Below are 26,664 nucleotides of genomic sequence, written 5' to 3' on the forward strand. Positions count from 1 at the left end.
ACTAGATAAGCGTATGCCCGTGGGAGGATACAACATCTTTCAGCTTGGACAGATAGTATTCGGCTGCCCGGGACAGGTTCGCCCTTTCATTCCCGATCCATCCCAAAAGCATGGTTTCAGGCGAATCCAGCGGTACAGCTATGATCTTTTCGCTGTCGAGGTCCTCATTATTAATACCGGTGCAGATGGTATATCCGTTCAGGCCGACGATAAAATTGAAAATCGTGGCCCGGTCGCTGACATTGATCTTTTTACGCGAATATTTGGGCCATATAGCCTCTTCGTAAAAGTAGAAGCTCCCCTCTTCGCCCTGGTCGTACTGGAGGAAGGGGTACGGTTCGAGGTCCTGCAAAGTTACCACCTCCTTTGAAGCCAGGGGGTTCTTCCGTGAAAGGTATACATGGAGGGAGGCGGTGAACAGGGGGTGGAATTCCAGGTGCTTTTCCCTTAAGAGCTTGCTGATGACATCACGGTTGAAATCTGACGTATACAGGATGCCGATCTCTGACTGCATATTGGCTACGGAATTGATGATATCCCGAGTGCGCATCTCACGGATGGCAAATTCGTATTCATCGGTCTGTGTTTCGCGGATCATTTCCACGAACGCTTCAATAGCGAACATATAATGCTGGGTCGCCACATGGCACAGCTGCTTGCGGGGTATCGTATGCTTATACCGGCTTTCGAGGAGGGCTGTCTGGTCAAGGACCTGATGCGCGTACCTGATGAATTCCTGCCCGTCAACCGTCAGGGATATCCCCTGGGGCGAACGGGTGAAAATCTCGATATTCATCTCTTTCTCAAGCTCTTTTATTGCCGAACTCAATGCAGGCTGGGAAATATAGAGCTCTTTTGAAGCCTCATTCATGGACCCGCATTCGACGATTTTGACAACATATTTTAACTGCAGTAATGTCATAACAAATATTTATACCAATATCCGAATACAGAAGATCGATTTATATCGCATGCCGTCTCGCCATATGGGACGGCAGGGGGACGGCAGCACTTGCAGAATGCTGTTACTCCTCGGCTACAAGGTCAAGATATCCGTCATCCCATAAATCCTCATCGCCATCGGGCAGGAGGAGCACCCGCTCAGGATCCAGGGCTTTGACCGCTCCTTCATCATGGGTCACAAGGACGATAGCACCCTCATATTTGGCAATAGCTTTAAGTATCTCATCGCGGCTTGCCGGGTCAAGGTTATTCGTCGGCTCATCCAGGAGCAGCACATTGGCCCCGCTTGTTACCAGCGTTGCGAGCGCCAGGCGGGTCTTTTCCCCACCTGACAGTACGGCGGCCGGTTTGAAGACGTCATCGCCGGAAAAGAGGAAACTGCCCAGGATGGACCGGACATGCGTATCATCAAGGTCAGGAGCGACATGCTGGAGGTTTTCCAGTACTGTGGCGCCTGTATCCAAGGTATCATGTTCCTGTGCAAAATAGCCTATCTTTGCACCATGCCCGTATTCGACTTCGCCTGTATCGGGGGTATCCTCAGAGGCGAGTATACGCAGTGTCGTAGTTTTTCCTGCACCGTTATATCCAAGGATCACGACGCGGGAGCCTTTGTCAATAGCAAGGCTGATCCCTGCGAATACGATATTCGATCCGTACGCCTTGGAAATATCTTTAGCCATGATAGGCGTCCTCCCACAGGGCTGAGGGGTAGGGAAGCGGATATCGGCAACTTTTTCCCGCTGTGATTCCCCCTGTGTCCCCTCCAGCAGCTTTTCCGCCCTGCGCATCATATTCTGTGCGGCAACGGCTTTTGTGGCTTTCGCGTGGAGGCGGATCCCCTGCTTCATCAGCCGGTCGGCTTTCTTCTGAGCGACCTCGCGTTCGCGCCTCCGCCTTTCCTCGTCAACGGCCCGTTGGTGGAGGTATGCCTGCCATCCCATCGAATACATATCGATATGCGCCGTTAGAGCGTCAAGATGCCATATTTTATTGACGGTCTCGCCTAAAAGCTCGGTCGAATGGGAGATGACAAGAAGTCCTTTATCGTATGAAGCTAGATACTTCTGAAGCCATTCAATGGAATCGGCATCAAGATGGTTTGTCGGTTCGTCCAGGATGAGCGTATCCGCATCGGAGAAAAGGATGCGGGCCAGTTCAATACGCCTGCGCTGGCCGCCGGACAGGTTGCCGAGCGGATTCTTGAGGATATCCTGCGGTATGCCCAGGCTTTCTGCCATAACTATTGCATCGGACTGTGCCGCGTATCCGCCTGCATTCTCAAAATCCTGCATTGCTGTGTCATATCTGCGCATAGCCTTTTCCATCAGTGCGGGATCGGTCATATCATTTTCTGCTTTGCGCAGCCGTGAAATGATAGAAGAGATATTACGCGCGCTCATTATGCGGTCCAGTGCTGGCTGCCCCTGGTCTGCTGCATGGGTGTCCTGGGGGAGATAACCCAGTTTCCCCGTGGTGCGGACCGTCCCGGATGACGGTAGGGCTTCCCCCGTGATAACACGCGTCAGGGTGGTTTTGCCGGCGCCGTTACGTCCCACAAGGCCGATACGGTCACCTTTGGATACGGTAAAATCTGTAGGGGCCAGCAAAAGCCTTGCGCCTATGCGGATCTCCAGGCCATGCGCCTCAATCGTCATAACAGTCCTATCCCGTAACTTGTGTGACCGTACAGCTTTTCATTGTAAATGTCCGGTCAAACATACAGGGACGCCTGCAGCATAAAAATGCTTAAGGGGAGGATGCATGTCCAAGAACAGGCAGTGTTATCTGAATTATCTGACGGGGGACGCGGTTTCCGGGTTGTCGGATATCGAACGGATGTTCGATTACCGTGCTATCATCTTCTTGTTGTATATGTGTAAAGCTGATATAGACGCGAGGTTTTATGGCTGCTGCTGAGCATACTTCCCGTAGCCTGCGGGTTGCGGACAATGCAATCGTCCAGACTCTTGATGATCTTCCCAGTGATCAGAAAATCGTGATCCAGGGTGCCCGCGAGCATAACCTGAAGAATGTTGACCTGGCAATACCGCGCAACCGCATGGTCGTATTTACAGGGCTGTCAGGCTCCGGCAAGTCTTCCCTTGCTTTCGATACCCTTTTCGCTGAAGGGCAGCGGCGTTATGTAGAATCGCTGTCCGCCTATGCGCGCCAGTTCCTGGGGCAGATGGACAAGCCTGATGTCGATTTTATTGAAGGCCTGAGCCCGGCAGTATCGATCGACCAGAAGACGACCAACAGGAATCCGCGTTCAACCGTCGGGACGATCACGGAAATATATGATTACCTGAGGCTCCTGTACGCGCGTGTGGGCATACCCCACTGCCCTGTATGCGGGGAGGAAGTGACAGCCCAGACCCCCCAGCAGATCGTCGATACGCTGATGAAGCTTCCTGAACGGACCCGTTTCCAGATACTTTCCCCAGTGGCACGCGGAAGGAAAGGCGAATTCGTTGAAGTCATGGAGACCCTGCGTTCAGACGGCTATGCCCGTGCGATCATCGACGGGCAGCTCCATGAGCTGTCTGAGGATATCAGCCTTGCACGGCAGAAAAAGCATACTATTGAAATCGTAGTGGACCGTCTGGTGGTCAAAGAGGGGATACGCCAGCGGCTGACCGACTCCGTGGAGACCGCCCTGCGCCTGGGCAGCGGGATCATTGTTATTGATTATGTCGATAAAGATGAAAAGGACCCTTCCCGCAGGCAGCCTTTTTCTGAAAAGCGCAGCTGCCCTAACGGCCATGAACTTGAGCTTGACGAGATCGAGCCCAGGACTTTTTCCTTCAATGCGCCATACGGCGCGTGCCCTGAGTGTACAGGCATCGGCTACAAGCTTGAAATAGACCCTGAACTTGTTATCCCTGATACGGAGAAATCGCTAGGGGAGGGTGCTGTTGAGCCATGGAGCATGTCAAAGACGCAGTCGCAGTATTACGGGCATCTGCTGGACGGCCTGGCTGATGAGCTTGGTTTTTCTATGGATACACCGTGGAAGGACCTTCCTGATACGGTGCGTGAAGCTGTGCTTTACGGGCATAATTTCAAGGTAAAAGTCTCCTACCGCAACAGATGGGGCCGCACCCGCGAATACTCGACTGGCTTTGAAGGCGTAGTCCGGGCGCTGATGCGCCGGCATGATGAGACTGACTCCGCAATGATGAAGCAGTATTATGAATCGTATATGCGTGAAGTCCCCTGTGCAGTATGCCATGGCAGGAGGCTCAAACCCGAAGTGCTGGCTGTGACTGTCAGGGGGCAGTCGATCATTGACCTGTGCGACATGCCTGTATCGCAGTGCGCCATGTGGATGGAGCACCTCCGCCTTGAAGGTGCTGCTGCGCGTATTGCTGCAGAAGTATTGAAAGAGATCCGTGCACGGCTTGCTTTTCTCAATGATGTGGGGCTTAATTACCTGACTATGTCGCGTGCGGCCGCCACCCTCTCAGGGGGCGAAGCCCAGCGCATACGCCTGGCTACGCAGATAGGCTCAGGCCTGGTGGGGGTCATGTATGTCCTGGATGAGCCGTCTATCGGGCTCCATCAGCGCGATAATGAGCGGCTGATCTATACCTTGCATAATCTGCGTGATCTGGGCAATACCCTGATAGTCGTCGAGCATGACCAGGAAACCATAGAAACAGCTGACTGGCTTGTCGATATTGGCCCCGGAGCCGGCGAACACGGCGGGGAAGTAGTATATTCAGGCGAAGCTGCAGGGCTGCACAGGGCCGAGCGCTCCATTACCGGCGACTACATCAGCGGACGGAGGTCTATTGCGGTTCCGGGGAAACGGCGCCGTACATACAAAACAAAAAAGCTGCGGGTAGTAGGGGCGCGCCAGAATAACCTGCAGGATATCACCGTAGACTTCCCCCTTGGCGTTATGACAGCAGTCACAGGCGTATCAGGATCCGGGAAATCCACACTGGTCAATCAGATACTGTACCCGGTGCTGGCTGATAAGCTTAACGGTGCGCGCATCGTCCCCGGCAGGCATACCAGGGTGGAAGGGCTTGAACAGGTGAGGAAAGTCATCCACGTGGACCAGAACCCTATTGGCCGCACACCGCGTTCGAATCCGGCCACATATACCGGTGTATGGGATAAGATACGCCAGCTTTTTGCCAAGACACCTGAGGCCCAGGTGCGCGGATATGGCCCCGGCAGATTCTCTTTCAATGTCAAAGGCGGGCGATGCGAAGCATGCCATGGCGACGGCACCCTGAAAATCGAAATGAATTTCCTTCCCGATGTCTATGTGGATTGTGAAGTATGCCATGGCAAACGGTACAACAGGGAAACGCTGGAAGTCACCTATAACGGGAAGACTGTGGCGGATATCCTTGATATGCCCATTGAACAGGCCGCTGATTTCTTCAAAGCGTATCCGGGGATCGCAAGGTATCTTGATACCCTGGTCGATGTAGGACTTGGCTATATCCGTCTCGGACAGCCTGCCCCGACACTGTCCGGAGGGGAAAGCCAGCGTGTGAAGCTTGCTACAGAACTGCAGAAGCGGTCTGACGGACGTACTGTATATATCCTGGATGAGCCGACTACAGGACTCCATTTCGATGATGTCAATAAGCTGCTGTCTGTTCTGCAGGGGCTTGTCGATAAAGGCAATACCGTTATCGTTATTGAGCATAACCTGGATGTCATCAAAAGCGCAGACTGGATCATTGATCTGGGACCGGAAGGAGGGGACGGCGGCGGTACTGTTGTTGCGCAGGGTACCCCCGAGCACGTTGCTGAGGATGAAAACAGCTGGACAGGGAAGTACCTTAAAGATATGCTGAGTACAAAGCATTAAGGACAGGCACCAGGGCACATGAGCGACTTTAGAAAGACTGGCGGTACTTCCCCGGGGACTAACTCCAACGGCGCCCCTCTCCTGGGGGACAGCCGTGACCTTTTCCGCCCCAAGGCTTCTGATATCCCTGTGCAGCCGGGAGTTTACAAGTGGAGGGATGCTGATGGCAGGGTCATCTATGTGGGGAAAGCAAAAAACCTGCGCAGCCGGCTGAGCAATTATTTCCAGCCTCTGGAGAACCTCCATCCGCGGACGCAGTCAATGGTCCTCACAGCGCGGAGCCTTGAATGGACGGTTGTAGGGACTGAACTGGAATCCCTGACACTCGAATATACGTGGATCAAGGAGTTCGACCCGCGGTTCAATGTTGTTTTCAGAGATGATAAAACGTATCCGTATCTGGCTATCTCTGTTAACGAAGAGATACCGCGCATCTGGGTAACCCGTAACAGGAACCGCAGGGGCACCAGGTATTTCGGCCCTTACGCAAAAGTATGGAATATGAGGAAGACCCTGGATTCCCTGCTGCATGCTTACCCTGTCCGTACCTGCACGCCGTCCGTGTTCCATAAAGCCCAGGTAACAGGCAGGCCGTGTCTGCTGGCCTATATAGGCAAATGCTCCGCGCCGTGCGTAGGGTGGATATCGCCGCAGGACCACAGGCAGCTGTGTGAACAGGTGATAGGGATACTTACCGGGAAATTAGGCAAAGCTTATGCCAGGCAGCTTACCGGGAAAATGCAGTCAGCGAGCGCTGAACTTGATTTTGAAGCTGCTGCCAAGCTGAGGGACCAGATCACCGCTCTGTCTTCCGTACTGGAGCAGAATTCAGTAGTCCTGGACGACAGTGTGGACGCAGATATTTTCGGGCTGGCTTCTGATGAGCTGGAAGCCAGCGTCCACTGCTTTTTCGTCAGGGCGGGGACGATACGGGGCGAGCGGAGCTGGAGCGTTGAACGGGTCGAAGATGTTGACGACAGCCAGTTAGTCTCTGACCTTATACCGCAGGTATATTCTGATCTGGCAGAGGAGAGCCGCAGGCAGGAAGGCGTTTCTATTGCGGTTTCCCGCAGCAGGGATGCCCTCGCCCCAAGCCAGCAGGTTACAGCGAAGGATGCTGTTTCCCGTGCACAGGTGACCAGGAAGAGGCGCAGCAGGCAGGAAGAGACTGGGCGTGATGACCTCCTTTCCCCGATATCGCCGGTACCGCGTGAAGTGGTCGTCCCCGTGCTCCCCTCACGCAAAGACGAGCTTGAAGCATGGCTGTCGGGTATACGGGGATCAGCGGTAAGCGTACGTGTTGCATCGCGGGGTGAGAAACGCGCCCTTATGGAACGCGCGAATACGAACGCGCAGCAGACCCTTATGAGGGTCAAATCAAGCCGTATGACTGATATGGGGATGCGGACCCAGGCCCTTAATGAGATTGCTGAAGCACTTGGGCTTAAAGAGGCGCCCCTGCGGATCGAATGCTACGATATATCCAATGCTTCCGGAGGGGGGTACCAGGTCGCTTCCATGGTCGTTTTTGAAGACGGGATCGCCCGCAAGAAAGAATACAGGCATTTCGCTATCCGCGGCAAGGACGGGCAGGGCGCCGCTGATGATACCAGTGCGATTTATGAGACCCTTACCCGCCGTTTCAGACACGGCAATATCGCAGGTGACAGCGGGCAGAGCATAGAAGAGATGAAGCGCATCGAAAGTGCCCGCAGAACGCAGGAGCCGCAGGGGAATGGGAATATTCCCGATATCCCTGCCGATACCGGTCAGCAGGCCGGGCGCGCGGACGCCGGGCAGAGGAGCCTTCCTGCAAAGGGTACTGAGGCTCAGGCTGCAGGGGATATCCAGGATCCGGCTGATGCAGTCCAGCAGGATACTGACAGGCGCCATTTCGCGTATACACCCAACCTTATTGTCGTTGATGGGGGAAAGCCGCAGGCCAATGCGGCGGCCCGCGCCCTGGAAGATCTTAATATTTCTGATGTTGCTGTCTGCGGCCTCGCTAAAAAGCTTGAAGAGATATGGCTTCCCGATGACAGGTATCCGGTCATTATGAAACGTCAGAGTGAAGGGATGTACCTTATGCAGAGGGTGAGGGATGAATCCCACCGCTTTGCTATCGCATACCATCGCAAAAAGCGCAGCAAGGGCCTGCTCACTTCGATCCTTGACAATGCGGATGGTATTGGGGAAACTTTCCAGAAGAAGCTGCTGGCGCATTTCGGCTCCGTTAAGGCGATACGCGCTGCAAGTATTGAACAGATCCGGGAAGTCAGGGGGATCGGCGCAAAGAAAGCCGAGGCGGTCTATTCTGCTGTGCATGCTTCGCAGGAAAAGGCATAGGTGAGGAAAGGGGTTTGTAGAGGGGGAGACGTTATGCTGAGTACTACCGGTTTTCACGCGGGAGATGGATGATATGACAGAAAAACAGAGGCCTGGCCCGAAAGATATTTTTGAGGTCCTCCTTATTACAGGGATGTCCGGTGCCGGGCGTACTCACGCTGCTGACAGCGTTGAAGATATTGGCTGGTATGTAGTAGATAATATGCCGCCAAAATTCCTCATACCGATGGTTGATATGATGACGAGCTCAGAGTCGGGTTTCCATAAGCTTGCTGCTGTTATTGATGTGCGGTCGCGTGATTATTTTGATGACCTGGCTGAAGTCATCAGCCATTTGGATGATTTGGGCGTTAAAACGCGGATACTGTTCCTGGATGCTTCTGATGATGAGCTTATCAAACGGTATGAAAGCGTGCGCAGGCCCCACCCGCTGCAGAACGGCGGACGGCTCATAGACGGCATCCGGGAGGAACGCGACCTTCTCTCAGCGCTTAAAGAACGTTCTGATATCGTTATAGATACTACAGGGCTGAGCATCCACCAGCTGTCTACGCATATTTATGAGAATCTTGTAGGCAAAGGTGCGTCTACTGTCAATGTCCACATTTTCAGTTTCGGGTTTAAGCACGGGGTCCCTACTGATGCCGATTTTATTGCTGACGTGCGGTTCCTCCCCAATCCTTTCTGGGTTCCGGAACTGCGGAACCTCAACGGCAATGATACCCCGGTAAGCGAATACGTCCTGCACAGTGAAGGCGCGCAGGAATTCCTGGATAATTATGTTTCTGCCCTGCTTATTGCCATTGAAGGGTACTCCCGTGAGGATAAGCACTTTGTAACTATTGGGGTGGGCTGCACCGGAGGGCAGCACAGGTCTGTAGCCATGAGTGAAGAAATAGCACGGCGTTTGAGGAAACACAGCCTGAATGTAACAGTATCAGCCCGTGAACTTGACCGGAAGGATCAGGACGCAGGGACCACTGCAGGCGGCCAGAAAAGGTCCTCATAAATTTGTTCAGGTGGTAACGCTACAATAGCAGAGTTTGTTTTAACCGATAGTACCGTGAAGATGGCGTGTCCTAGGGCGTGTTGAGCGTGTCGCGCTGCACAGGGAAACAGGAAATGACCAAGGAGGGCTCGTGGCATTAGTCGACGAGGTCAAAGATGAGTTAGCTGCCATTACTGATGGGGCAGCAAGCATTAAAAAGGCTCAGGCTTCCGCCATGATCCGTTTTGGGGGAGGGCTTCGTACCTTTCAGAAGCATATAGTCGTTATTACCCAGTTCTCGAATCTTCAGGCCGCTCGCTGGCTGCAGAATACGGTTAAAACTGTTTATGGGCATGAAACAGAGCTCGTCCAGACGACCCGTGACCTTCCCCGCGGAACGGTGAACTGGTATTCAGTACGGGTCTTCCACGATGGAGGGGCTCTGGCCCTCCAGTCAGGTATGCTTGACCGCCGCCGGCGCCCTGTAAGAGGGCTTCCTGAAGAGGTCGTCCAGGGCAACATAGCACAGGTCAAAGCTGCGTGGAGGGGCGCTTTCCTTTCCCGGGGCGTACTTTCCGAGCCGGGCAGGCCGCCGTACCTTGAAATAGTCTGCCCGGGCATTGAAGCTGCGGAGGCGCTCATATATATGGCACGCCGACTGGGTATTTCTGTTTCAAAACGCAAAGTTATGAGTTCTTTGCGCGTTACCCTGCGTGATTCCGATGTTATTGAACGCATGCTTATCCTTATGGGGGCAGCAGGCACTGCCCGCGAATGGAGCGGCAAGCGCAGCGAAAGCGAGATACGCGGCAAGGCCAACAGGCTTGCCAATTTTGATGATGCCAATATGCGCCGCAGTGCTAAAGCGGCTGTCGAAGCAAGCGAAAAGGTTATCCACGCTTTTGAAGTACTCGGCAATGATATCCCTGAAAACCTGCGTGCTGCGGGGCAGCTCCGCCTTGACCACCGTGAAGCAAGCCTTGAAGAGCTGGGACGCCTCGCTGACCCGCCTATCACCAAAGATGCTATTGCCGGGCGTATCCGCAGACTGCTGCAGCTGTCGGCGAAAGTCGAGAAACAGCGGGCATCAGCTGATCAGGACTGATGCTGTGAATAGGCACTCCCTGAGTTAGAATAAGTAGGTCACTAAAGCGAAAAGAGGTATCAGTAAAGCGTATCTCTTTTTTCATATGTCATCATAAGAAAGGATATTATGAAGACACTTAAGGATCTTGGAGATCTTAAAGGCAAGCGGGTCCTTGTCCGCGCTGATTTCAACGTTCCGCTTGACGGTACTACGATCACTGATGATGGCCGTATCCGTGCAGCGCTCCCGACTATCAATGAACTGCGCAGCGATGGCGCAAAGGTCATTATTATGGCGCATCTTGGGCGTCCCAAGGGGCAGGCAGTCCCCGGGCTCTCTCTGGCGCCTGTGGCTGCACGGCTCAGCGAGCTTCTTGGCGTACCGGTAACACTCGCCCATGATACATATGGCGAGGATGCCCGCGCAAAAGTTGATTCCATGGAAAACGGTGATGTAGTCCTCCTTGAAAACGTGCGTTTCAACCCTGAAGAAACAAGCAAAGATGCAGATGAGCGCGCAGCTTATGCACGGAAGATCGCGCAGCTTGGGGATGTTTTTGTTTCCGATGGTTTTGGTGTCGTCCACAGGGCACAGGGCTCTGATTATGACGTAGCAGCCGATCTTCCATCAGCAGCGGGCCTTCTTGTAGAAAAGGAAGTAGCTGCCCTGTCCAAAGCTACAGATAATCCTGAAAGGCCGTTTACTGTAGTCCTTGGCGGTTCTAAAGTCTCCGACAAGCTCGGTGTCATCTCCAATCTCCTCGATAAGGCTGACCGTCTTATCATCGGTGGGGGAATGGTTTTCACCTTCCTCAAGGCCCTTGGCTATGAGACAGGTACATCTTTGCTTGAGGAAGATATGGTCCCCCAGGCAAAAGAATATCTTGATACAGCGCAGAAGAACGGTGTCGAGATCGTGCTTCCTGTGGATATCCTTGCTGCAGATACCTTCGCAGCGGACTCACCGTATGAGGCTGTCAGCGCTGATGCCATCCCTGCCGATAAGATGGGACTGGATATCGGCCCACAGTCGCAGAAGCTTTTCCATGATAAGATCGTGGACTCTAAGACGGTAGTCTGGAACGGGCCTATGGGCGTGTTTGAATTCCCCGAATTCGCCAAAGGGACAGCAGCTGTTGCCCAGGGCCTTATAGATGCTACGCGCAACAGGGCTTTCACCATTGTTGGCGGCGGTGATTCAGCTGCTGCAGTACGCCGACTGGGATTTGATGAAAATGATTTCTCCCATATCTCGACAGGCGGCGGCGCCTCCCTGGAGTTCCTTGAAGGGAAAACGCTCCCTGGTTTAAGCGTCCTGGATTAATACGGTACCGGACAGGACGGATCCGTCCTGCCCGGATGAAAAGAAAGGCCTGTCTGCCGGGCACTGATAGTACAGACGGCAGACAGGCCTGTACCGGGACAGCAGCTGTTGCAGTTTTGATTTGTAGATGGGATGTATATGCGTACACCAGTAGTCGCAGGCAACTGGAAGATGAATTTTGACCATATAGAGGCAACATACTTCGTTCAGAAGTTGGCGTGGCTTCTGCGGGATGCGCATTTCGATTATTCCTCCTGCACAGTTGTCATCACGCCCCCTTTTACTTCCATACGCAGTGTCCAGGTACTTGTTGAAGCTGACCATCTGAAGATTCGGTACGGCGCGCAGACTGTCTCTGTAACGTCCCAGGGGGCTTTTACAGGTGATGTGTCAGCAGATATGCTTGCGCAGCTCGGATGCAAATATGTTATTGTAGGGCATTCTGAACGGCGCAAATACCATCCCGATGATGATGCCAACCTTGTTGACCAGATACGTGCCGTGCTGGCGGCAGGGATGCATCCTATCCTGTGCGTCGGGGAGGGGCTTACTGAGCGCCGGCGGGGCATTGAGCTGAATTATGCCGTCGGGCAGGTCGATGATGTCACCCGTGACCTGGGCAAGGAAGAAGCTGAACAGATGCTTATTGCATATGAGCCTGTATGGGCGATAGGGACTGGCCTGGTAGCTACTCCGCAGACCGCTCAGGATGCTGCTCATGCTATCAGGGACCATTTCGGGCATGTGTATGGTAAAGCAACCGCTGATACTATCCCAATCCTGTATGGAGGGTCGGTAACATCCCAGAATGCGATGGACCTTATGGACCAGGCGCATGATGTTGACGGGTTCCTTGTTGGTGGCGCCTCCCTGGATCCCGAAGAATTTTCTATGATTGTACGTCTGACCCAGAAGGCTGTGCATAAGCGCTGACGGCGGCAATACCCGCGGCTGCTGTGGAGGGCGCATCACAGGCACTATAAGGCACTGTATGTATTCCTGTGTGTGGTGTATATTACTTAAGGAACATATCGAAAGGATTATGAATGCATACTCTTAAAATCGCTCTTGAAGTCATTGTCGTACTTCTTAGCCTGCTGCTCACTATGCTTATCCTTATGCATAAGGGCAAGGGCGGCGGCCTGTCTGATATGTTCGGCGGCGGTATCACTCAGAATGCCGGTACTTCAGGTGTCGCCGAGAAAAACCTGAACCGTATTACGGTAACTGTTGCACTTGTTTGGGTAGCTTTAATCATTGCCCTCGATTTTATGGCCAAATACCATGTCGGCTGATTTAGCCGTAAAATTTTGATTTCTGCAGCCGGAGCAGTCCGGCTGTTTTTATATGCAGTAAAACAAAATTTCCCCGCCCTGGGAGGGGCGGGGAAATTTACTATACAGTGATTACTGCATGGTTATTTGGTAACAACCCGGTACAAGGCTAACCGTTGACGCGGTCGATCCCTGCCTGGACATCAGCGAGTACAGAATCCCATGAATTGATAAACTGCGCAACACCATCAGCCTCAAGCTTATCGGTAACATCCTTGATATTGATGCCGAGAGCTGCAAGCCGGTCCATAATGCTGTGGCTTTCTTCATAAGTGCCTGCGATAGTCGGTGCCCCGTCTCCCTGCTCAGCAAGGGCATTAAGGGTTTTCTCAGGCATAGTGTTTACTACATCCGGAGCAACGAGCTCATCCACATACTTGCATGGTGAATATGCAGGGTTCTTTGTCCCCGTTGATGCCCACAGCGGACGCTGGCGCCTTGCGCCCTTGGCCTCAAGCGCTGCCCAGCGCGGGTCTTCAGAGAACTTCTTTTCGAAGAGTTCATAAGCGAGGCGTGCATTAGCAACAGCAGCCTTACCTTCAAGGGCTTTAGCCTCAGCAGAGCCGTTCTCCTCAAGGAGCTTGTCTACTGCCGTATCAACGCGGGAAACAAAGAAGGAAGCAACAGAGCCTATGTGCCTGAGATCATGCCCATTGGCATCTGCCTGGGAAATACCATCAATGAATGCGTCAATGACCTGTTCGTAACGTTCCAGAGAAAAGATCAGGGTCACGTTCACTGAGATGCCTTTTGCAAGCGTAGCGGTAATCGCAGGCAGGCCTTCAAGGGTAGCAGGGATCTTGATCATGGCATTGGGGCGGTCAACCTTTTTCCACAGCTGCTCAGCCTGTTCCTCAGTCTTCCGGGTTTCATGGGCGAGACGCGGGTCAACTTCAATAGAAACACGGCCATCCACATAATCTGTGGATTCGGCGATCTCGCGGAAAATATCTGTAGCATTGCGTACATCAGTTGTAGTAAGTTCACGTACCGCATCTTCTACATCCACCTTGCCAAGCTCCTTAAGCTGCCCGTCATAAGGGCCCACTTCATGAAGCGCTTTAGCAAAAATAGAGGGGTTCGTTGTTACGCCGACTACATTCTTGGTAGCAATAAGATCCTGGAGGCTTCCGGATTCAATACGTGAACGGCTCAAATCGTCGAGCCAGATTGAGACCCCGGAATCGCTGGTCTTCTGGGTATGTGCATTTTCTGCCATTAATAACTCCTTTATGGTGATTGGGCAGTTGGGCGGCTTCCCCAGAGGGAAACCGCCCCGCAATTGTGCAAGGCAGTATACACTGTACAGCCGCCTTGCCGTTTGCTGTTATATTAAATTTTAGTAGCAGGAGAAGAGTTTTTTAGAAGTTACCGGCGTGCTTCGTCGATAGAAGCTTTTGCCGCATCAACGACGTGCTCAGGTGTGATCCCCAGAGCCTTCATATTCTCCTGTCCGTCGCCCTGCAGGCCGAACTGTTCGATGGAGACGGCTTTGCCGCAGGAACCAAGATACCTGTACCACGGCATCGCGAGCCCTGCTTCGACTGATACGCGGGCAGCAACATCGGATGGGAGGACGGACTCCTTATAATCCTCGTCCTGCTGCTCGAACCACTCCATTGACGGGAAGGATACGACACGGGCATTGATCCCTTCGCCTTTCAGGGTGTCAGCTGCTGCAACTGCATGCTGTACTTCAGAGCCTGTGGCCATGATAATGACATCAGGGGTACCTTCAGTATCCACCAGCACATAAGCACCGTGACGCACACCTTCCTTAGCCTTATCCCTGGTCTGCGTCAGGGTAGGCACACCCTGGCGTGTGAGGACCAGGGCAGTTGGATGGGTGTTGCCCTTTTCAAAGGTGTAACGGTAGGCCTCAGCGGTCTCGTACTGGTCTGCAGGCCGGACGACTTCCAGCTGCGGGATGGCCCGCATGGCGGTAAGATGCTCGATAGGCTGATGGGTCGGCCCGTCCTCGCCCAGTGCAACGGAATCATGTGTCCAGATATAAATATTAGGGACATCCATAAGCGCAGCCAGACGGACGGCCGGACGCTCATAATCTGCGAACTGGAAGAAAGTCCCGTTGAATGGGCGGGTATCGGAATCCAGGAGGATACCGTTGGTGATTGCGCCCATGGCGAATTCGCGCACGCCGAAGTGGAGGATCCTGCCGCCTTCTGACACGTTAGGCCAGGTCGCAGTAGCGAACTCCGATGGGGCGAAGGAATCTGCGCCTTTGATAACTGTATTGTTGGATCCGCCAAGGTCAGCAGAACCGCCCCACAGTTCAGGCATAACAGATGCAAGGGCATTGATCACTGCGCCGGATGCCTTGCGGGTCGCCACGGAAGAACCCGCTTCAAAAGTGGCCTCAAGGTCATCGATAACCCTGTTGAATTCCTCGGGGAGCCTGCCTGCATGGATACGGTCATGGAGAGCAGCTTTATCGGGGTTAGCCTTGGCCCACTCTTCAAACTTTTCATCCCATTCCTTATGTGCCTCAAGCCCGCGGTCAGCAACTTTGCGCGCATGCGCAAGGGCTTCTTCATCGACTTCGAAGGATTTCCCGGGATCGAAACCAAGCACCTCTTTCAGGCCGGCAACGGCTTCAGGACCCAGCTTGGAACCGTGGGCAGACTCGTTATTAGTCTTGCCCGGGGTTGGCCATGCCATCAGGGTGTCAACTTTGATGAACTTAGGACGGTCAGTGACTTTCTCAGCCCTTTCAAGGACCTCTGCGAATCCTGCCGTATCTTCCTTATAGGAACCGTCAGGCTGGACGAAGCTGAACTCGTCGGTGTACCAGCCGTAAGCCCTGTAGCGTTCAAGGATATCTTCAGCGAAGGAGATCTTGCTGTCGCCCTCGATCTGGATGTGGTTGGCATCAAAGATAACTGTCAGGTTGCCCAGCTTCTGGTTCCCTGCCAGGGAGCTGGCTTCTGAAGAAACGCCCTCTTCAACATCGCCTTCGCCGCAGATGACCCATACTTTATGGTCGAACGGGGAAGTGCCTTCAGGTGCCTCAGGGTCAAGAAGGCTGCGCTGGAAACGCTGCCCGTATGCAAAACCGACAGCAGTCGCAACACCCTGCCCGAGCGGGCCTGTCGTTACTTCGATCCCTGGTGTCAGGCCGTATTCGGGATGGCCTGGGGTAATGCTGTCCATTGTGCGGAAATGCTTAAGGTCATCAAGCGTCAGGCCATATCCGGAGAAATACAGCTGGACATACTGCGTCAATGATGCATGCCCGCCGGAGAGGATGAAACGGTCGCGGCCTTCCCACTGTGGATCATTCGGATCATGCTTAATAAACTTCTGATATAACGTATAGGCTATAGGTGCAAGGGAAATAGGGGACCCTGGGTGGCCATGCCCGGCATTCTCAACTGCATCTGCAGAAAGGACTTTAGCAAGCTTTACTGCCCGTTCGTCCAATTCAGTCCATTCAAAATCGACCATAGCTGATCAACTTTCCTTCCAATTAGCGGTGGCATGCCCCATATATGATTGCACGCCTGTGACACTTCCATACTATAAATAATGACAGACGTTTAAGCCCTCTGTGTTGTGCGCGGCATATCGGTACTGCAAGATGGGTTTTATGGGCGCAATAACCGTCTGCAGGCAGATCCCGGGGGTTTCCTCCCTCTACGCGGCCGATATTTCGTTAAGAGCTTGAACGCATGCTGCTGATTAGCACTCCTGTGCAAAGAGTGCTAAAAATGATGGTAACAAATAAGGAGCCCCAATGACACAGACCAGACGTATGAAAATATTGCAGGCAGTGGTGGAGGATTATATCCGCACCCAGGAACCTGTGAGCTCGTCGGGCGTGGCATCACGGCACCGTATTGATGTAAGCCCGGCAACAGTCCGCAACGATATGGCTGTACTTGAAGAGGAAGGGTACCTTACCCAGCCGCATACTTCTGCAGGCCGCATCCCCTCAGAAAAGGGGTACCGTTATTTTGTAGACCAGCTGTCGTCTGTCGTCCCTCTGTCGCAGCCGCAGCGCAGGGCTATCGAAGAATTCCTGAAAGGGTCCGTGAATGTTGATGATGTGCTGCACCGCTCTGCACAGCTTTTAGCCAGGATAACCGGCCAGGTTGCTGTAGTCGCAGCCCCTGCCATCACCAGGTCGGCCCTGAGGCACTGTGAGCTCCTTCCTGTCAGTCATAATGCAGTCCTGGTCGTTATTATCACCGATACAGGAAGGATTGAGCAGCGTACCCTTTCCAGCCCTCTTGCAGATAAGCCGGACTTCCTTAGAAGGCTTATGGCACAGATCAATGATGTATGCGGGAACAGTTCTATACAGAAAGCAGGCCGCAGGATCCGGTCTATGGATATGGAACTTTTTATGGGAAGCCTGTTCCCTGCAGAAAGCCCGGATGCTTCACAGCACGCTGCTAGAGGATGCATAGAAGGCATTGCAGATATTTTCGATGATGTGTCATCATCAGATGCGGCACATTCCCTGTACACTACGGGGGCTTCAAAACTTGCGCATGAGAGGAATTCACAGGTCGAGAATATTGCCGCCCTCCTTGATGCGCTTGAAGAACAGATCGTTGTTATGCATCTTATGGATAACCTTGCATCCGCGGCACGGGCAAACAGGATGGATGGGGTCGGCATAGCTATCGGTTCCGAGACCCATATGCCGGGGCTCCTCCATACGGCAGTCGTCACATCAGGCTATGGGGTACGGCATGATATTGACAGTGCAGGCCCGTCTGACAACGATTCTATTGCGTTTGTCGGGTCTATCGGCCCTACCCATATGGATTACCGTATAACGATATCTGCTGTCAGGGCTGTGGCGCAGTATCTTACCCGGTTCATGGGGAACGATCAAAAATAGAGGCGTTGTGGCACAATGTAGCAGTTATATTTTTCAGGAGTAAATTGTGGCTGATTATTATGAGGTCTTAGGCATTGACCGCACGGCATCACAGGATGAGATCAAAAAAGCTTACCGGAAACTGAGCCGTAAGTACCATCCTGATATTGCAGGTGCAGAATTTGAAGAGAAATTCAAAGAGGTCAATACGGCGTACGAGGTACTGTCTGACGACGATAAAAGACGCATGTATGACCAGGGCGTTGACCCGCTCAACCCTGATTCCGCATATGGCGCATCCTCTGCGGGTTTTGATGATGTTTCCGATATCCTTAATACGGTTTTCGGAGGGGCTTTTGGAGGTGCGCGTTCCCGGGGGCCCGTGCCAAGGAGCCAGCCGGGGCGGGATTCCCTTGCGAGCGTATCAATTGATCTGAAGACAGCGGTGTTCGGCGGTGTACAGAATATCACTGTTCCGACATATGCTGTATGCCCTGACTGTTCAGGATCCGGCTCAGCCGGCGGCTCAGAACCGGTGACCTGCCCCGAATGCCACGGAAGCGGTACTGTCCAGTCCGTCAGGCATACCCTTCTCGGACAGATGGTAACTTCCCAGCCCTGTGCCCGCTGTGAAGGGCATGGTACTGTTATCGAGGATCCCTGCGGGCGCTGCCATGGTCATGGGCGTGTCCGTACAAACCGTACGGTCGGTGTCAATATCCCTGCTGGTATTGAAAATGATACCCGCCTGCGGCTCAACGGCCAGGGCGAAGTCGGCGAGGGCGGAGGCCCGGCGGGAAGCCTTTATGTTGACGTATCGATTGCAAAAGATAAGCAGTTTACACGACAGGGCAATGACCTGCACTGCTGGATCACAGTCCCCATGACGTGGGCGCTGCTCGGCCATACTGCGGTGGTATCGACCTTTGACGGTGACCAGGAAGTGGAGATACCCGCCGGGTCGCAGCCAGGGTCTTCTGTTTCCCTTGACGGCCTCGGTGTAATGGATATCCGGGATAATTCCAGGCGCGGGAAAGTGGTTGTCCATATCCTCATCTCTATCCCTGAAAAGGTGAATGACCAGGAGCGCGGCCTTATTGAGGAGTTCGCGCAGAAGCGTAAGGATGATGATTTTGTGCCTGAACAGAGTTCACGCCCTCTTGAACAGAACCAGGGCGGCTTTTTTGACCGTCTGAAGCATGCTTTCTCGTAAACCCCGCGAACCCGGCGCCTGGTGTTTCCTAGGAAAGCAGGCTCCGGCACATTGACCGGTACTGGCTGACGTATCCGCCGCCAAAAAAGGCGCAATGCCCGGCAATAGGGTAGAGTTGCCACAGGGTAACCCTCCCTGCATACCCTGCTTTCAGCGGATGGGCGCTGCGGTATCCGTCAAGGATCTCCTGCATGTAGCTCATGCCGAAAAGCTGGAGCATAGCCAGATCCTCTTCACGGTGCCCCCCATGGGCTGCAGGATCAATAAGGACTGCTTCCGCCTGCCGGAGTGCTGAACCGTCAGCCGCTGTTGATGTCCACATAACATTCCCGCTCCACAGGTCGCCATGCACACGGGCCGGACTGTCATCCGCAGCGGCACCAAGGATATCCGGAAGGGCATCAATAACACGTTTGGTAAGGGCCATATCGCCGGAATCCAGGGCTCCGCGCTCCATACCTATCCTGACCATAGGCCGGAGCCTTCCCTCTGCAAGGTATTCAGCAACTGTGTTCCAGCTGCCGGTATCCATAGGGACAGGATCCTGGAGAGGCCCAAAATACGATATCCCGGAATATCCTGCAGGAGGTGCCCCCCATGCTCCGGCCCCGCAGTCGTGCATATGCGCCAGGGCTTTCCCGAAACTGAATGCAGCCTGGCTGGAAGGGGCAGAAGCCAGTATGCGCTCAATATCAAGATAATCGCGCCCCCATGAATCCACTGCGACCACCCGTGGGCCGCCTTTGCCCGACGCCTCTGCCAGCCATTGGAGGCCTTTTGCTTCACATTCAAAAAATCCGTCAGGCGCGAATCCCCGCGACTTACGGTGTATCATCATTGATGCCATTGTATCCTCCTGCAGCAGCTCGGTGCTTAAAATGGATATTATCATGGACCTTCAGGCAGCGGGGCGGACAAGCCGCTCCTGCAGTATAAAGCATCCTTCTATCTGCAAGTGTAATGCAGACCATGCTCCTTATCTCAGTTTTCGGGTTTTCCCGGAACGCCTGAAGTCCCGCGGTTATCTGTATCGATGGAATTGAGGAATTCTTCCGCTTCGTTGACAAGCTGTTCTTTAAGACCCTGGGGGATATCATCCCCATGTAGGCCCATGGAGTTCTCGGCAGCTTCCCTGTCAGAGATTTTTTCTAGGCTGCGGACATATTCTTTAAGGTCGTCATTATATGCCAGAAGTGCATCTGCTGACAGGGCCCATTCGTGAGTGCGGTGCAGCAGGTCCCCTTTGGGAAGTTCAACATTAAGATATGAGCCCAGCCTGCTGATAAGCGCAAGGATCCCCGCAGGACAGTTGTCGGTACCCGTATACTGGGGGATGCTGACCCAGAGGCTCAGGGTTTTATACCCCTGCTCAGCAGCAGTAATATTAAGGACTGACGGTATGCCTATCGGGCCGCTGTATGAGTCTTCTGCGTAGGCTGCATCGTCGGAATCCGCCTCGAACAGAGGCAGCTGGCGGGTATGGGGGACATCGTTGAACATGGACCCTAGGGTGATGACTTCATTGATATCGTACTCATCGGCGATGCGCAGGGTCTGCTGGGAAAATTCTATCCAGCTGAAACTGGGCTCCGGGCCGATCTCAATAAGCAAGGTGAGGGAGGGGCTGACGTCAACAGTATAAAAAGTAACTTCAGGCCAGAGTATCTGCCGCCTCCCGTCAACACAACAGATGACCGGACGCGTTGAACGGTAATCAAAAAAAGACGAGGAGCGGATGCGGTCCACTTCGTATGAGGCGATTTCCAGAGCCTTGAGAAGATGCCGGAGCGCCCCTGTAGCGGCCTGGGCAGCATCATTCCATCCTTCAAAAGCAGAGACCAGGACTGTACGATGGTGAGTATCCGCAGGGTCTTCCGCTGCGTAGCCGCGAGGCTGTACCTGATCCGGCATATAGACCTTCCTTGACTCATAAATTGCCGCTGTAAATCGCTGTTGCTGTTTACAGGATAGCGCATGACAGAGGGGAGCAGATATGACTTAGCCTATAGCGTGAAAGAAACACGCCGTGATGCGCGCATTGTAGATACTAACCGATATATTTATCTTTTGTGTTCGTCAGAACACACGTATTGCGGGCATAGCTTAGTTGGTAAAGCGCGACCTTGCCAAGGTCGAGACCGCGGGTCCGAGTCCCGTTGCCCGCTCCGGTCTTAGTGATTCGTATGACCGATGCGGTGGGTTAGCCAAGCGGTTAGGCAGCGGCCTGCAAAGCCGTTTAGGCGAGTTCGACTCTCGTGCCCACCTCGCAAAGAATCTTTGGGCGATTGGCGCAGCGGCTAGCGCACTTCCCTGACACGGAAGGGGTCACAGGTTCAATTCCTGTATCGCCCACGCGCGACAGGCGATAGCAATTTGGGCGATTGGCGCAGCGGCTAGCGCACTTCCTTCACACGGAAGGGGTCATAGGTTCGATTCCTATATCGCCCACAGTTATGGATCCCCCCCTCCTGCATTTTCTCCCCAAATCAGATATATATCTGTTCTGTAACTGCAGCAGAAGCGGGCCATGTATCTTTCCCAGAACCAGAACGGCCGGGAACCGTGCTGTTCGTACAGTGTATATGCCGGTTGTCCGTATAAAGCACCATAATCTGTTAAGTTACACATATAAGTCCACGGTCCGCACCAGTAACGCGGTACCCAGAAAGAAAAGGACAGGCGATGTCGGAAGCATCCTCACTTATCCCTGTGGTTGTAGACGGAGAGCACAGGGAAGTGGAACCCGAGGTAACGGGTGTCCAGCTGTTTGAATCAGATAAAAATATTATTGCAGTGCGCATCAACGGGCAGCCCCGTGATCTTTACACCCCTCTCCATGCAGGCGATACTGTTGAATCCATTGCGCTTGACAGCGAAGACGGCCTTGCGATCATGCGCCATTCGGCTACGCATGTCATGGCCCAGGCTGTACAGGAGATATACCCTGATGCGAAGCTCGGTATCGGCCCTGTTATAGAAGATGGTTTCTATTACGATTTTGGCGTGGAGCACCCTTTCACACCGGATGATATCAAAGAGATCGAAAAGCATATGCAGCGCATCATCAAATCCAGTCAGAGCTTCAGGCGCCGCACGGTTACGGAAGCGCAGGCCCGTGAGGAAGAGGCAGGGCAGCCTTATAAACTTGAGCTTATTGAGGCTGCTGAAGATGCGATCAATGCCGGTGAAGATACGGCGGTATCCCAAGGCGAACTGAGCATGTATGACAATGTTGACCGCGACGGTACCATTGTATGGACAGACCTGTGCCATGGCCCGCATTTGCCTAATACGCGGTATATCAAGGCTTTTAAACTTCAGCGTGCTGCTGCCGCGTACTGGCGCGGGGATGAGAAGAACCCCATGCTCCAGCGTATTTACGGCACAGCATGGGCTTCAAAAGAAGATATGAAAGCATATCTGCAGCGGCTTGAAGAAGCTGCAAAACGTGACCACCGCAAGCTGGGGGCCGAGATGGACCTGTTCTCCTTCCCCGATGAGATCGGCCCGGGGCTGGCAGTATTCCATCCCAAGGGTGCGGCGATCATCAATGCGATGAAGGAATATTCCCGCATCCAGCACAGGAAGAACCATTACTCTTTCGTACAGACCCCGCATATCACCAAAGGCGGGCTGTATGAAACTTCCGGGCATCTGCAGTGGTACAGGGATGGGATGTACCCTCCCATGCATCTGGATGAGGAACGTGATGCTGAGGGAAATATTGTGCGCGAAGGGTTTGATTATTATCTCAAACCCATGAACTGTCCGATGCATAACCTTATCTTCAAATCACGCCAGCGTTCATACCGTGAACTCCCGCTGCGGCTGTTTGAGTTCGGCACAGTTTACCGTTATGAGAAATCCGGCGTTGTACATGGGCTTACCCGCGTGCGCGGCCTGACCCAGGATGATTCGCATATCTACTGCACCCGCGAGCAGATGCGTGATGAGCTGAAAAGCCTGCTTTCCTTTGTCCTTGACCTCCTTAAGGATTTCGGACTGAATGATTTCTACCTGGAGCTGTCTACCAAAGATGAGCATAAATTCGTCGGATCGGATGAGATATGGGAGGAAGCAACAGATACGCTTGCCCAGGTCGCTGAAGAATCCGGGCTTGAGCTTGTCAGTGATCCCGGCGGCGCTGCATTCTATGGGCCCAAAATATCGGTACAGGCACGCGACGCGCTCGGGCGCACATGGCAGATGTCTACAATCCAGCTTGATTTCAACCTTCCTGAGCGGTTCGGGCTGGAATATATCGCGGCTGACGGGACACGCCAGCGCCCTGTGATGATCCACCGTGCGCTTTTCGGTGCAATAGAACGCTTCTTTGCTATCCTGCTCGAGCATTACGCCGGCGCTTTGCCTGCATGGATTGCCCCGGTGCAGGTGCTGGGCGTCCCCGTGGCAGATACCAGTACGGAATATCTGCGCGGCATCCTGGACCGTCTTGATGAAAGCCTTGTGCGCTGTGAGCTTGATGCTTCCGATGACCGTTTTGGCAAGAAAATCCGCAATGCGTCGAAATCGAAGGTCCCGTTCATCCTGATCGTCGGTGATGAAGACCGCGACAATAACGCTGTCAGCTTCCGTTTCCGGGATGGGAGCCAGCTCAACGGAGTCCCGGCTGACGATGCTGTTGCGTGGATCAACACAGCTATTGAATCCCATGCACAGATCAGTTCCGCTGCCGATTTCTGCGCCGTAACATCGGCCGTGCAGCCCGCAGGAATTCCAGCCGGTAGTGCGCAGTAAAGCTTGGAAACAGTCAGGACAGCAGGCGGCAGATTATGTTTGAGAAACTTCGTGGACCGTGGAGGAAAATCATCAGCCCTATAGCCCGCGCTCTGGTAAAGCTCTGCGTTACGGCAAATATGGTGACTATTGCCGGTGCTGTCGGCACCGCTTTCTTCGCAGTACTGACAGGGTTCACCGGATGGCTGCTGCCGGGGGCTGCCATGATCACTGTCATGGTGATCTTCGACTCACTGGATGGCACTGTCGCTGCCCAGAGCGGCGGAGGTACTGCCTTCGGCGCTTTCCTTGACTCGACCGTGGACCGTATCGCCGACTGGGCTGTCCTCCTTGGCGTTGCCATTTACCTTATCCGGCTAAAAGATTTCTGGACGCTGTGGCCGCAGATCGGTTTCTGGGCGGCACTCGTATCCATGATGACGGCATTTGTCACTTCGTATATCCGTGCCCGGGCCCAGTCTATAGGTCTGGATGCCAAAAACGGCATCGCCACGCGGTCTGACAGGCTCGTTATTATCCTTGTCGGCATGGGGCTTACAGGCATGGGGCTTCCCGTAGCTGTCCTTTCCTGCTTTATGGTGCTGCTGGCAGTGCTTGGTGCCGTCACGGTGGGCCAGCGCCTTTATACCGTTTATTCTTCAGCCAAAGAAAAAGGGCTGACTGAACATATGTAAGCCCGGCTGCATGCCGGCTAAGGAACAGGGGTGTCTGTATGCAGGACAGGTTTCTTATTTTTATTGCCAGGCATGCCCATAAGATGCCTGAAAGTGCCGTAAGGGCAGTTTTTGCTGTTTTGGCATGGATAGTATGGGCCCTGAGGCTTCCTCCGGTACAACAGCTTGAAAAGAATATCAGGCATACGCAGGCATTGAGGGATCCCCGGATCTCATACCGCCGTCTGAGGCATCTTTCGCGCCTGGGCGTCCAGTCGTATTTTGCTTATTTTGCTGAGGCGATGACAATAAAAGCACGCAGTGCTGAACAGATCAACGCCCGGGTCCGCATTGACGGCCCCTATGCTGAAGCTATCGCCCGGCAGCCCGCTGTTTCGGCATTCCCTGCCGCACTTGGGCACCAGGGCAACTGGGATTATGCAGCGTTATGGGCGTACGGCCATATCGCCCCTGTTGCAACCGTTACAGAGAACCTGAAAAATAAAGAGCTGCTTGATATATTCATCTCCATAAGGGAGAGCCTGGGGATAACCCTTTTTACCACAGGTGACAGGGATATTACAGAACGGCTCAAGAAGATTATGGGCAGCAGGTGTGTTATCGTCCCGCTTCTTGCTGACAGGGATCTGAGGCGGCATGGTATTTTTGTCAGGTTTTTCGACTCCTGTATCCGTGCGTCGGCGGGTCCGGCAGCCCTCGCTTTTGATATGGGTGTGCCGCTATACGTCGTCAATATCTACAGGGAACGGCTTGATGCAGTGCGGCGTCATGCAGCGCGATGCCGTTCCGGATATGTTTTATATATTTCAGGTGTTATACAGCCTGATTCGTGGAAAGGCATGGGCAGGACTGAAGCTTTGCAGCAGATCACCCAGGAGTGGGCCGCGATATATTCACAGGGCCTTGAGAAGCATCCGCAGGACTGGCATATGATGCAGCCTATTTTCCTTGAGGACCTTGATAAGGGCCGGCTGAGGTAAACTTGATACCAGTACGCTTATGCAGTATAACTGTGCCGGATATGTCACTGAACGAAGGTGGTACTGAGATGGTTGACGGCAGCCTTTTGCGCGAGGAGCATTCCCTCAGGGAAGAGCTTCCCACGGCGCAGCCCCTGCGCATAGGTATTATCTGCCCGTATTCTTTTGAGGCTCCGGGTGGGGTGCAGGCGCATGTGAAAGATTTCGCCGGGGAGCTGATATCGCGCGGGCATTCCGTATCAGTCCTTGCCCCCGGCCGCCGCACTAAAGATATGCCATTATGGGTACAGACTACTAATACGTCATTTGCCTTCCCGTACAACGGGTCTGTGGCCCATATCTCATATTTCGGCTTTGTAGGGAATACTGTCCGCAACTGGGTGCGGCAAGGCCATTTTGACATCATCCATGTGCATGAACCCGAGATCCCGAGCATCTCGCATAAGGTATTCTTCAGGGGCTTCTCCCATCCACCCATTGTTGCAACGTTCCACACGTCATTCCAAGAATACCCCCTTGCCCTTAAACTCTTTGAAAAATATCTGCATGACTATCTGAAAGATATCGATGAAGCAGTTTTTGTTTCCCCGTCGGCCCAGAAGATCGCTGTGCACTATCTGGACCGGAAGATACCTGTGCATGTCATCCCTAACGGTATCCATAAGAACGTATTTGTTTCTGCGCAGCCGCATGCAGTATGGCAGGGATCGCGGGATGCCCCGACAATAGGGTTCCTGGGGAGGATGAAAGAGGGGCGCAAGGGGTTCTCGGTTTTTGCACAGGCTATGCCTGCCATACTTGAGGAATTCCCCCATGCGCGGTTTTTATGCGCCGGCGATGGGAAGGATGAAGCCGGGCAGGTCTTATCCGCTTTGGGCAGCGGGGGAGATGGCCTCCGGGAACATGTTGAATTCCTGGGGAGGATCAGCGACTCTGATAAAGCCGGTTTCTACAAAAGCCTTTCTGTCTATGTGGCGCCTCAGACCGGAGGGGAGAGCTTCGGCATAGTCCTCGCCGAAGCCATGGCTGCCGGATGCCCCCTGGTGGCGTCAGATCTGCAGGCTTTCAAAGACGTTTCATGCAATGGCGCCTGTGCTGAGCTTTTCCCCAGCAGCGATCCCGGAAAACTTGCAGAAGCTGTGTGTACGGTGCTTAAAGATGATGCACGCCGCAGCTCTATGGTCAGGGCGGGCATGGCGCGGTCTGATGATTTTGACTGGGCAACTGTAACCGATGATATACTCAGCCTTTATTATGGCCTTGCCGGTACCGGGCAGGCGGCCGGCACATCCGTACTGCGCTAGCGTATGTC

The 26,664-nt window shown here is 53.6% G+C and carries 19 protein-coding genes and 4 tRNA genes; 17 read left to right on the forward strand and 6 right to left on the reverse strand.

The features are described from left to right. Nucleotide 1 precedes the first annotated feature (1 nt). A complete protein-coding gene (locus ABKA16_RS03000) occupies nucleotides 2-922 on the reverse strand; it encodes a LysR family transcriptional regulator (protein WP_380998906.1) in 921 nt (306 codons plus the stop codon). A 103-nt stretch (nucleotides 923-1,025) separates the two neighbouring features. Then, nucleotides 1,026-2,621 (reverse strand): ABC-F family ATP-binding cassette domain-containing protein, encoded by a 1,596-nt coding sequence (locus ABKA16_RS03005; protein ID WP_380998904.1) that lies wholly within the window; start codon nucleotides 2,619-2,621, stop codon nucleotides 1,026-1,028. Nucleotides 2,622-2,869: 248 nt separating this feature from the next. Here ABKA16_RS03005 and uvrA point away from each other — a divergent pair, with 248 nt between their 5' ends. From uvrA to secG, 7 genes are all read left to right on the forward strand, one after another. Further along, on the forward strand, nucleotides 2,870-5,800 hold the full coding sequence (uvrA, locus tag ABKA16_RS03010) for an excinuclease ABC subunit UvrA (protein ID WP_380998901.1): 2,931 nt from the start codon (nucleotides 2,870-2,872) through the stop codon (nucleotides 5,798-5,800). An 18-nt stretch (nucleotides 5,801-5,818) separates the two neighbouring features. Further along, entirely contained in the window at nucleotides 5,819-8,146 is a 2,328-nt protein-coding gene (uvrC, locus tag ABKA16_RS03015; protein WP_380998898.1) for an excinuclease ABC subunit UvrC, read from the forward strand. A gap of 64 nt (nucleotides 8,147-8,210) precedes the next feature. Further along, entirely contained in the window at nucleotides 8,211-9,155 is a 945-nt protein-coding gene (gene rapZ, locus ABKA16_RS03020) for an RNase adapter RapZ (protein ID WP_017147430.1), read from the forward strand. Between the two features lie 130 nt (nucleotides 9,156-9,285). After that, the gene (gene whiA / locus ABKA16_RS03025; protein WP_007147285.1) at nucleotides 9,286-10,239 is read left to right on the forward strand and encodes a DNA-binding protein WhiA; all 954 of its coding nucleotides are present in this window, start codon (nucleotides 9,286-9,288) and stop codon (nucleotides 10,237-10,239) included. A 108-nt stretch (nucleotides 10,240-10,347) separates the two neighbouring features. Next, nucleotides 10,348-11,544: a phosphoglycerate kinase gene (locus ABKA16_RS03030; protein WP_380998893.1), complete on the forward strand. Its 1,197-nt coding sequence runs from the start codon at nucleotides 10,348-10,350 to the stop codon at nucleotides 11,542-11,544. A 132-nt stretch (nucleotides 11,545-11,676) separates the two neighbouring features. Further along, on the forward strand, nucleotides 11,677-12,477 hold the full coding sequence (tpiA, locus tag ABKA16_RS03035) for a triose-phosphate isomerase (protein ID WP_380998891.1): 801 nt from the start codon (nucleotides 11,677-11,679) through the stop codon (nucleotides 12,475-12,477). Nucleotides 12,478-12,590: 113 nt separating this feature from the next. Continuing rightward, the gene (gene secG / locus ABKA16_RS03040) at nucleotides 12,591-12,839 is read left to right on the forward strand and encodes a preprotein translocase subunit SecG (protein WP_007147282.1); all 249 of its coding nucleotides are present in this window, start codon (nucleotides 12,591-12,593) and stop codon (nucleotides 12,837-12,839) included. Nucleotides 12,840-12,987: 148 nt separating this feature from the next. Here secG and tal read toward each other — a convergent pair whose 3' ends face one another. Both tal and tkt read right to left on the reverse strand, forming a co-directional pair. Beyond that, nucleotides 12,988-14,097 (reverse strand): transaldolase, encoded by a 1,110-nt coding sequence (gene tal / locus ABKA16_RS03045; RefSeq protein ID WP_007147281.1) that lies wholly within the window; start codon nucleotides 14,095-14,097, stop codon nucleotides 12,988-12,990. A 149-nt stretch (nucleotides 14,098-14,246) separates the two neighbouring features. After that, complete coding sequence (gene tkt / locus ABKA16_RS03050; protein ID WP_380998887.1) at nucleotides 14,247-16,343, reverse strand: transketolase; 2,097 nt, start codon at nucleotides 16,341-16,343, stop codon at nucleotides 14,247-14,249. A 289-nt stretch (nucleotides 16,344-16,632) separates the two neighbouring features. Between tkt and hrcA the strand changes: the two genes are divergently transcribed. Then, nucleotides 16,633-17,748 (forward strand): heat-inducible transcriptional repressor HrcA, encoded by a 1,116-nt coding sequence (gene hrcA, locus ABKA16_RS03055; RefSeq protein ID WP_380998885.1) that lies wholly within the window; start codon nucleotides 16,633-16,635, stop codon nucleotides 17,746-17,748. Nucleotides 17,749-17,794: 46 nt separating this feature from the next. Further along, nucleotides 17,795-18,940, forward strand: coding sequence for a molecular chaperone DnaJ (gene dnaJ, locus ABKA16_RS03060; protein ID WP_380998882.1), 1,146 nt, complete (start codon nucleotides 17,795-17,797; stop codon nucleotides 18,938-18,940). A 28-nt stretch (nucleotides 18,941-18,968) separates the two neighbouring features. Here the strand turns inward: dnaJ and ABKA16_RS03065 are convergent, their stop codons facing one another. Further along, complete coding sequence (locus ABKA16_RS03065; protein ID WP_380998879.1) at nucleotides 18,969-19,787, reverse strand: fructosamine kinase family protein; 819 nt, start codon at nucleotides 19,785-19,787, stop codon at nucleotides 18,969-18,971. A gap of 134 nt (nucleotides 19,788-19,921) precedes the next feature. Further along, on the reverse strand, nucleotides 19,922-20,851 hold the full coding sequence (locus ABKA16_RS03070; RefSeq protein ID WP_380998876.1) for a PAC2 family protein: 930 nt from the start codon (nucleotides 20,849-20,851) through the stop codon (nucleotides 19,922-19,924). 181 nt (nucleotides 20,852-21,032) lie between these two features. On the opposite strand from ABKA16_RS03070, the gene ABKA16_RS03075 reads away from it, so the two are divergent. The 8 genes from ABKA16_RS03075 to ABKA16_RS03110 all read left to right on the forward strand — a co-directional run bounded on the left by ABKA16_RS03075 (nucleotide 21,033) and on the right by ABKA16_RS03110 (nucleotide 26,656). After that, nucleotides 21,033-21,105, forward strand: a tRNA-Gly gene (locus tag ABKA16_RS03075). A gap of 29 nt (nucleotides 21,106-21,134) precedes the next feature. Further along, nucleotides 21,135-21,205 (forward strand) — tRNA-Cys (locus ABKA16_RS03080). Nucleotides 21,206-21,219: 14 nt separating this feature from the next. Next, nucleotides 21,220-21,292, forward strand: a tRNA-Val gene (locus ABKA16_RS03085). 23 nt (nucleotides 21,293-21,315) lie between these two features. Continuing rightward, nucleotides 21,316-21,388, forward strand: a tRNA-Val gene (locus tag ABKA16_RS03090). 234 nt (nucleotides 21,389-21,622) lie between these two features. Beyond that, complete coding sequence (thrS, locus tag ABKA16_RS03095) at nucleotides 21,623-23,698, forward strand: threonine--tRNA ligase (RefSeq protein ID WP_380998874.1); 2,076 nt, start codon at nucleotides 21,623-21,625, stop codon at nucleotides 23,696-23,698. Nucleotides 23,699-23,733: 35 nt separating this feature from the next. Then, nucleotides 23,734-24,372, forward strand: coding sequence for a phosphatidylinositol phosphate synthase (pgsA, locus tag ABKA16_RS03100; protein WP_380998872.1), 639 nt, complete (start codon nucleotides 23,734-23,736; stop codon nucleotides 24,370-24,372). A gap of 38 nt (nucleotides 24,373-24,410) precedes the next feature. Continuing rightward, nucleotides 24,411-25,352 (forward strand): phosphatidylinositol mannoside acyltransferase, encoded by a 942-nt coding sequence (locus ABKA16_RS03105; RefSeq protein ID WP_380998870.1) that lies wholly within the window; start codon nucleotides 24,411-24,413, stop codon nucleotides 25,350-25,352. A 68-nt stretch (nucleotides 25,353-25,420) separates the two neighbouring features. Continuing rightward, entirely contained in the window at nucleotides 25,421-26,656 is a 1,236-nt protein-coding gene (locus ABKA16_RS03110) for a glycosyltransferase family 4 protein (RefSeq protein ID WP_381000123.1), read from the forward strand. The last annotated feature ends 8 nt before the right edge of the window (nucleotides 26,657-26,664 follow it).

Source organism: Scardovia wiggsiae (assembly GCF_051045985.1).
GTDB classification, from domain to species: Bacteria; Actinomycetota; Actinomycetes; order Actinomycetales; family Bifidobacteriaceae; genus Scardovia; species Scardovia wiggsiae.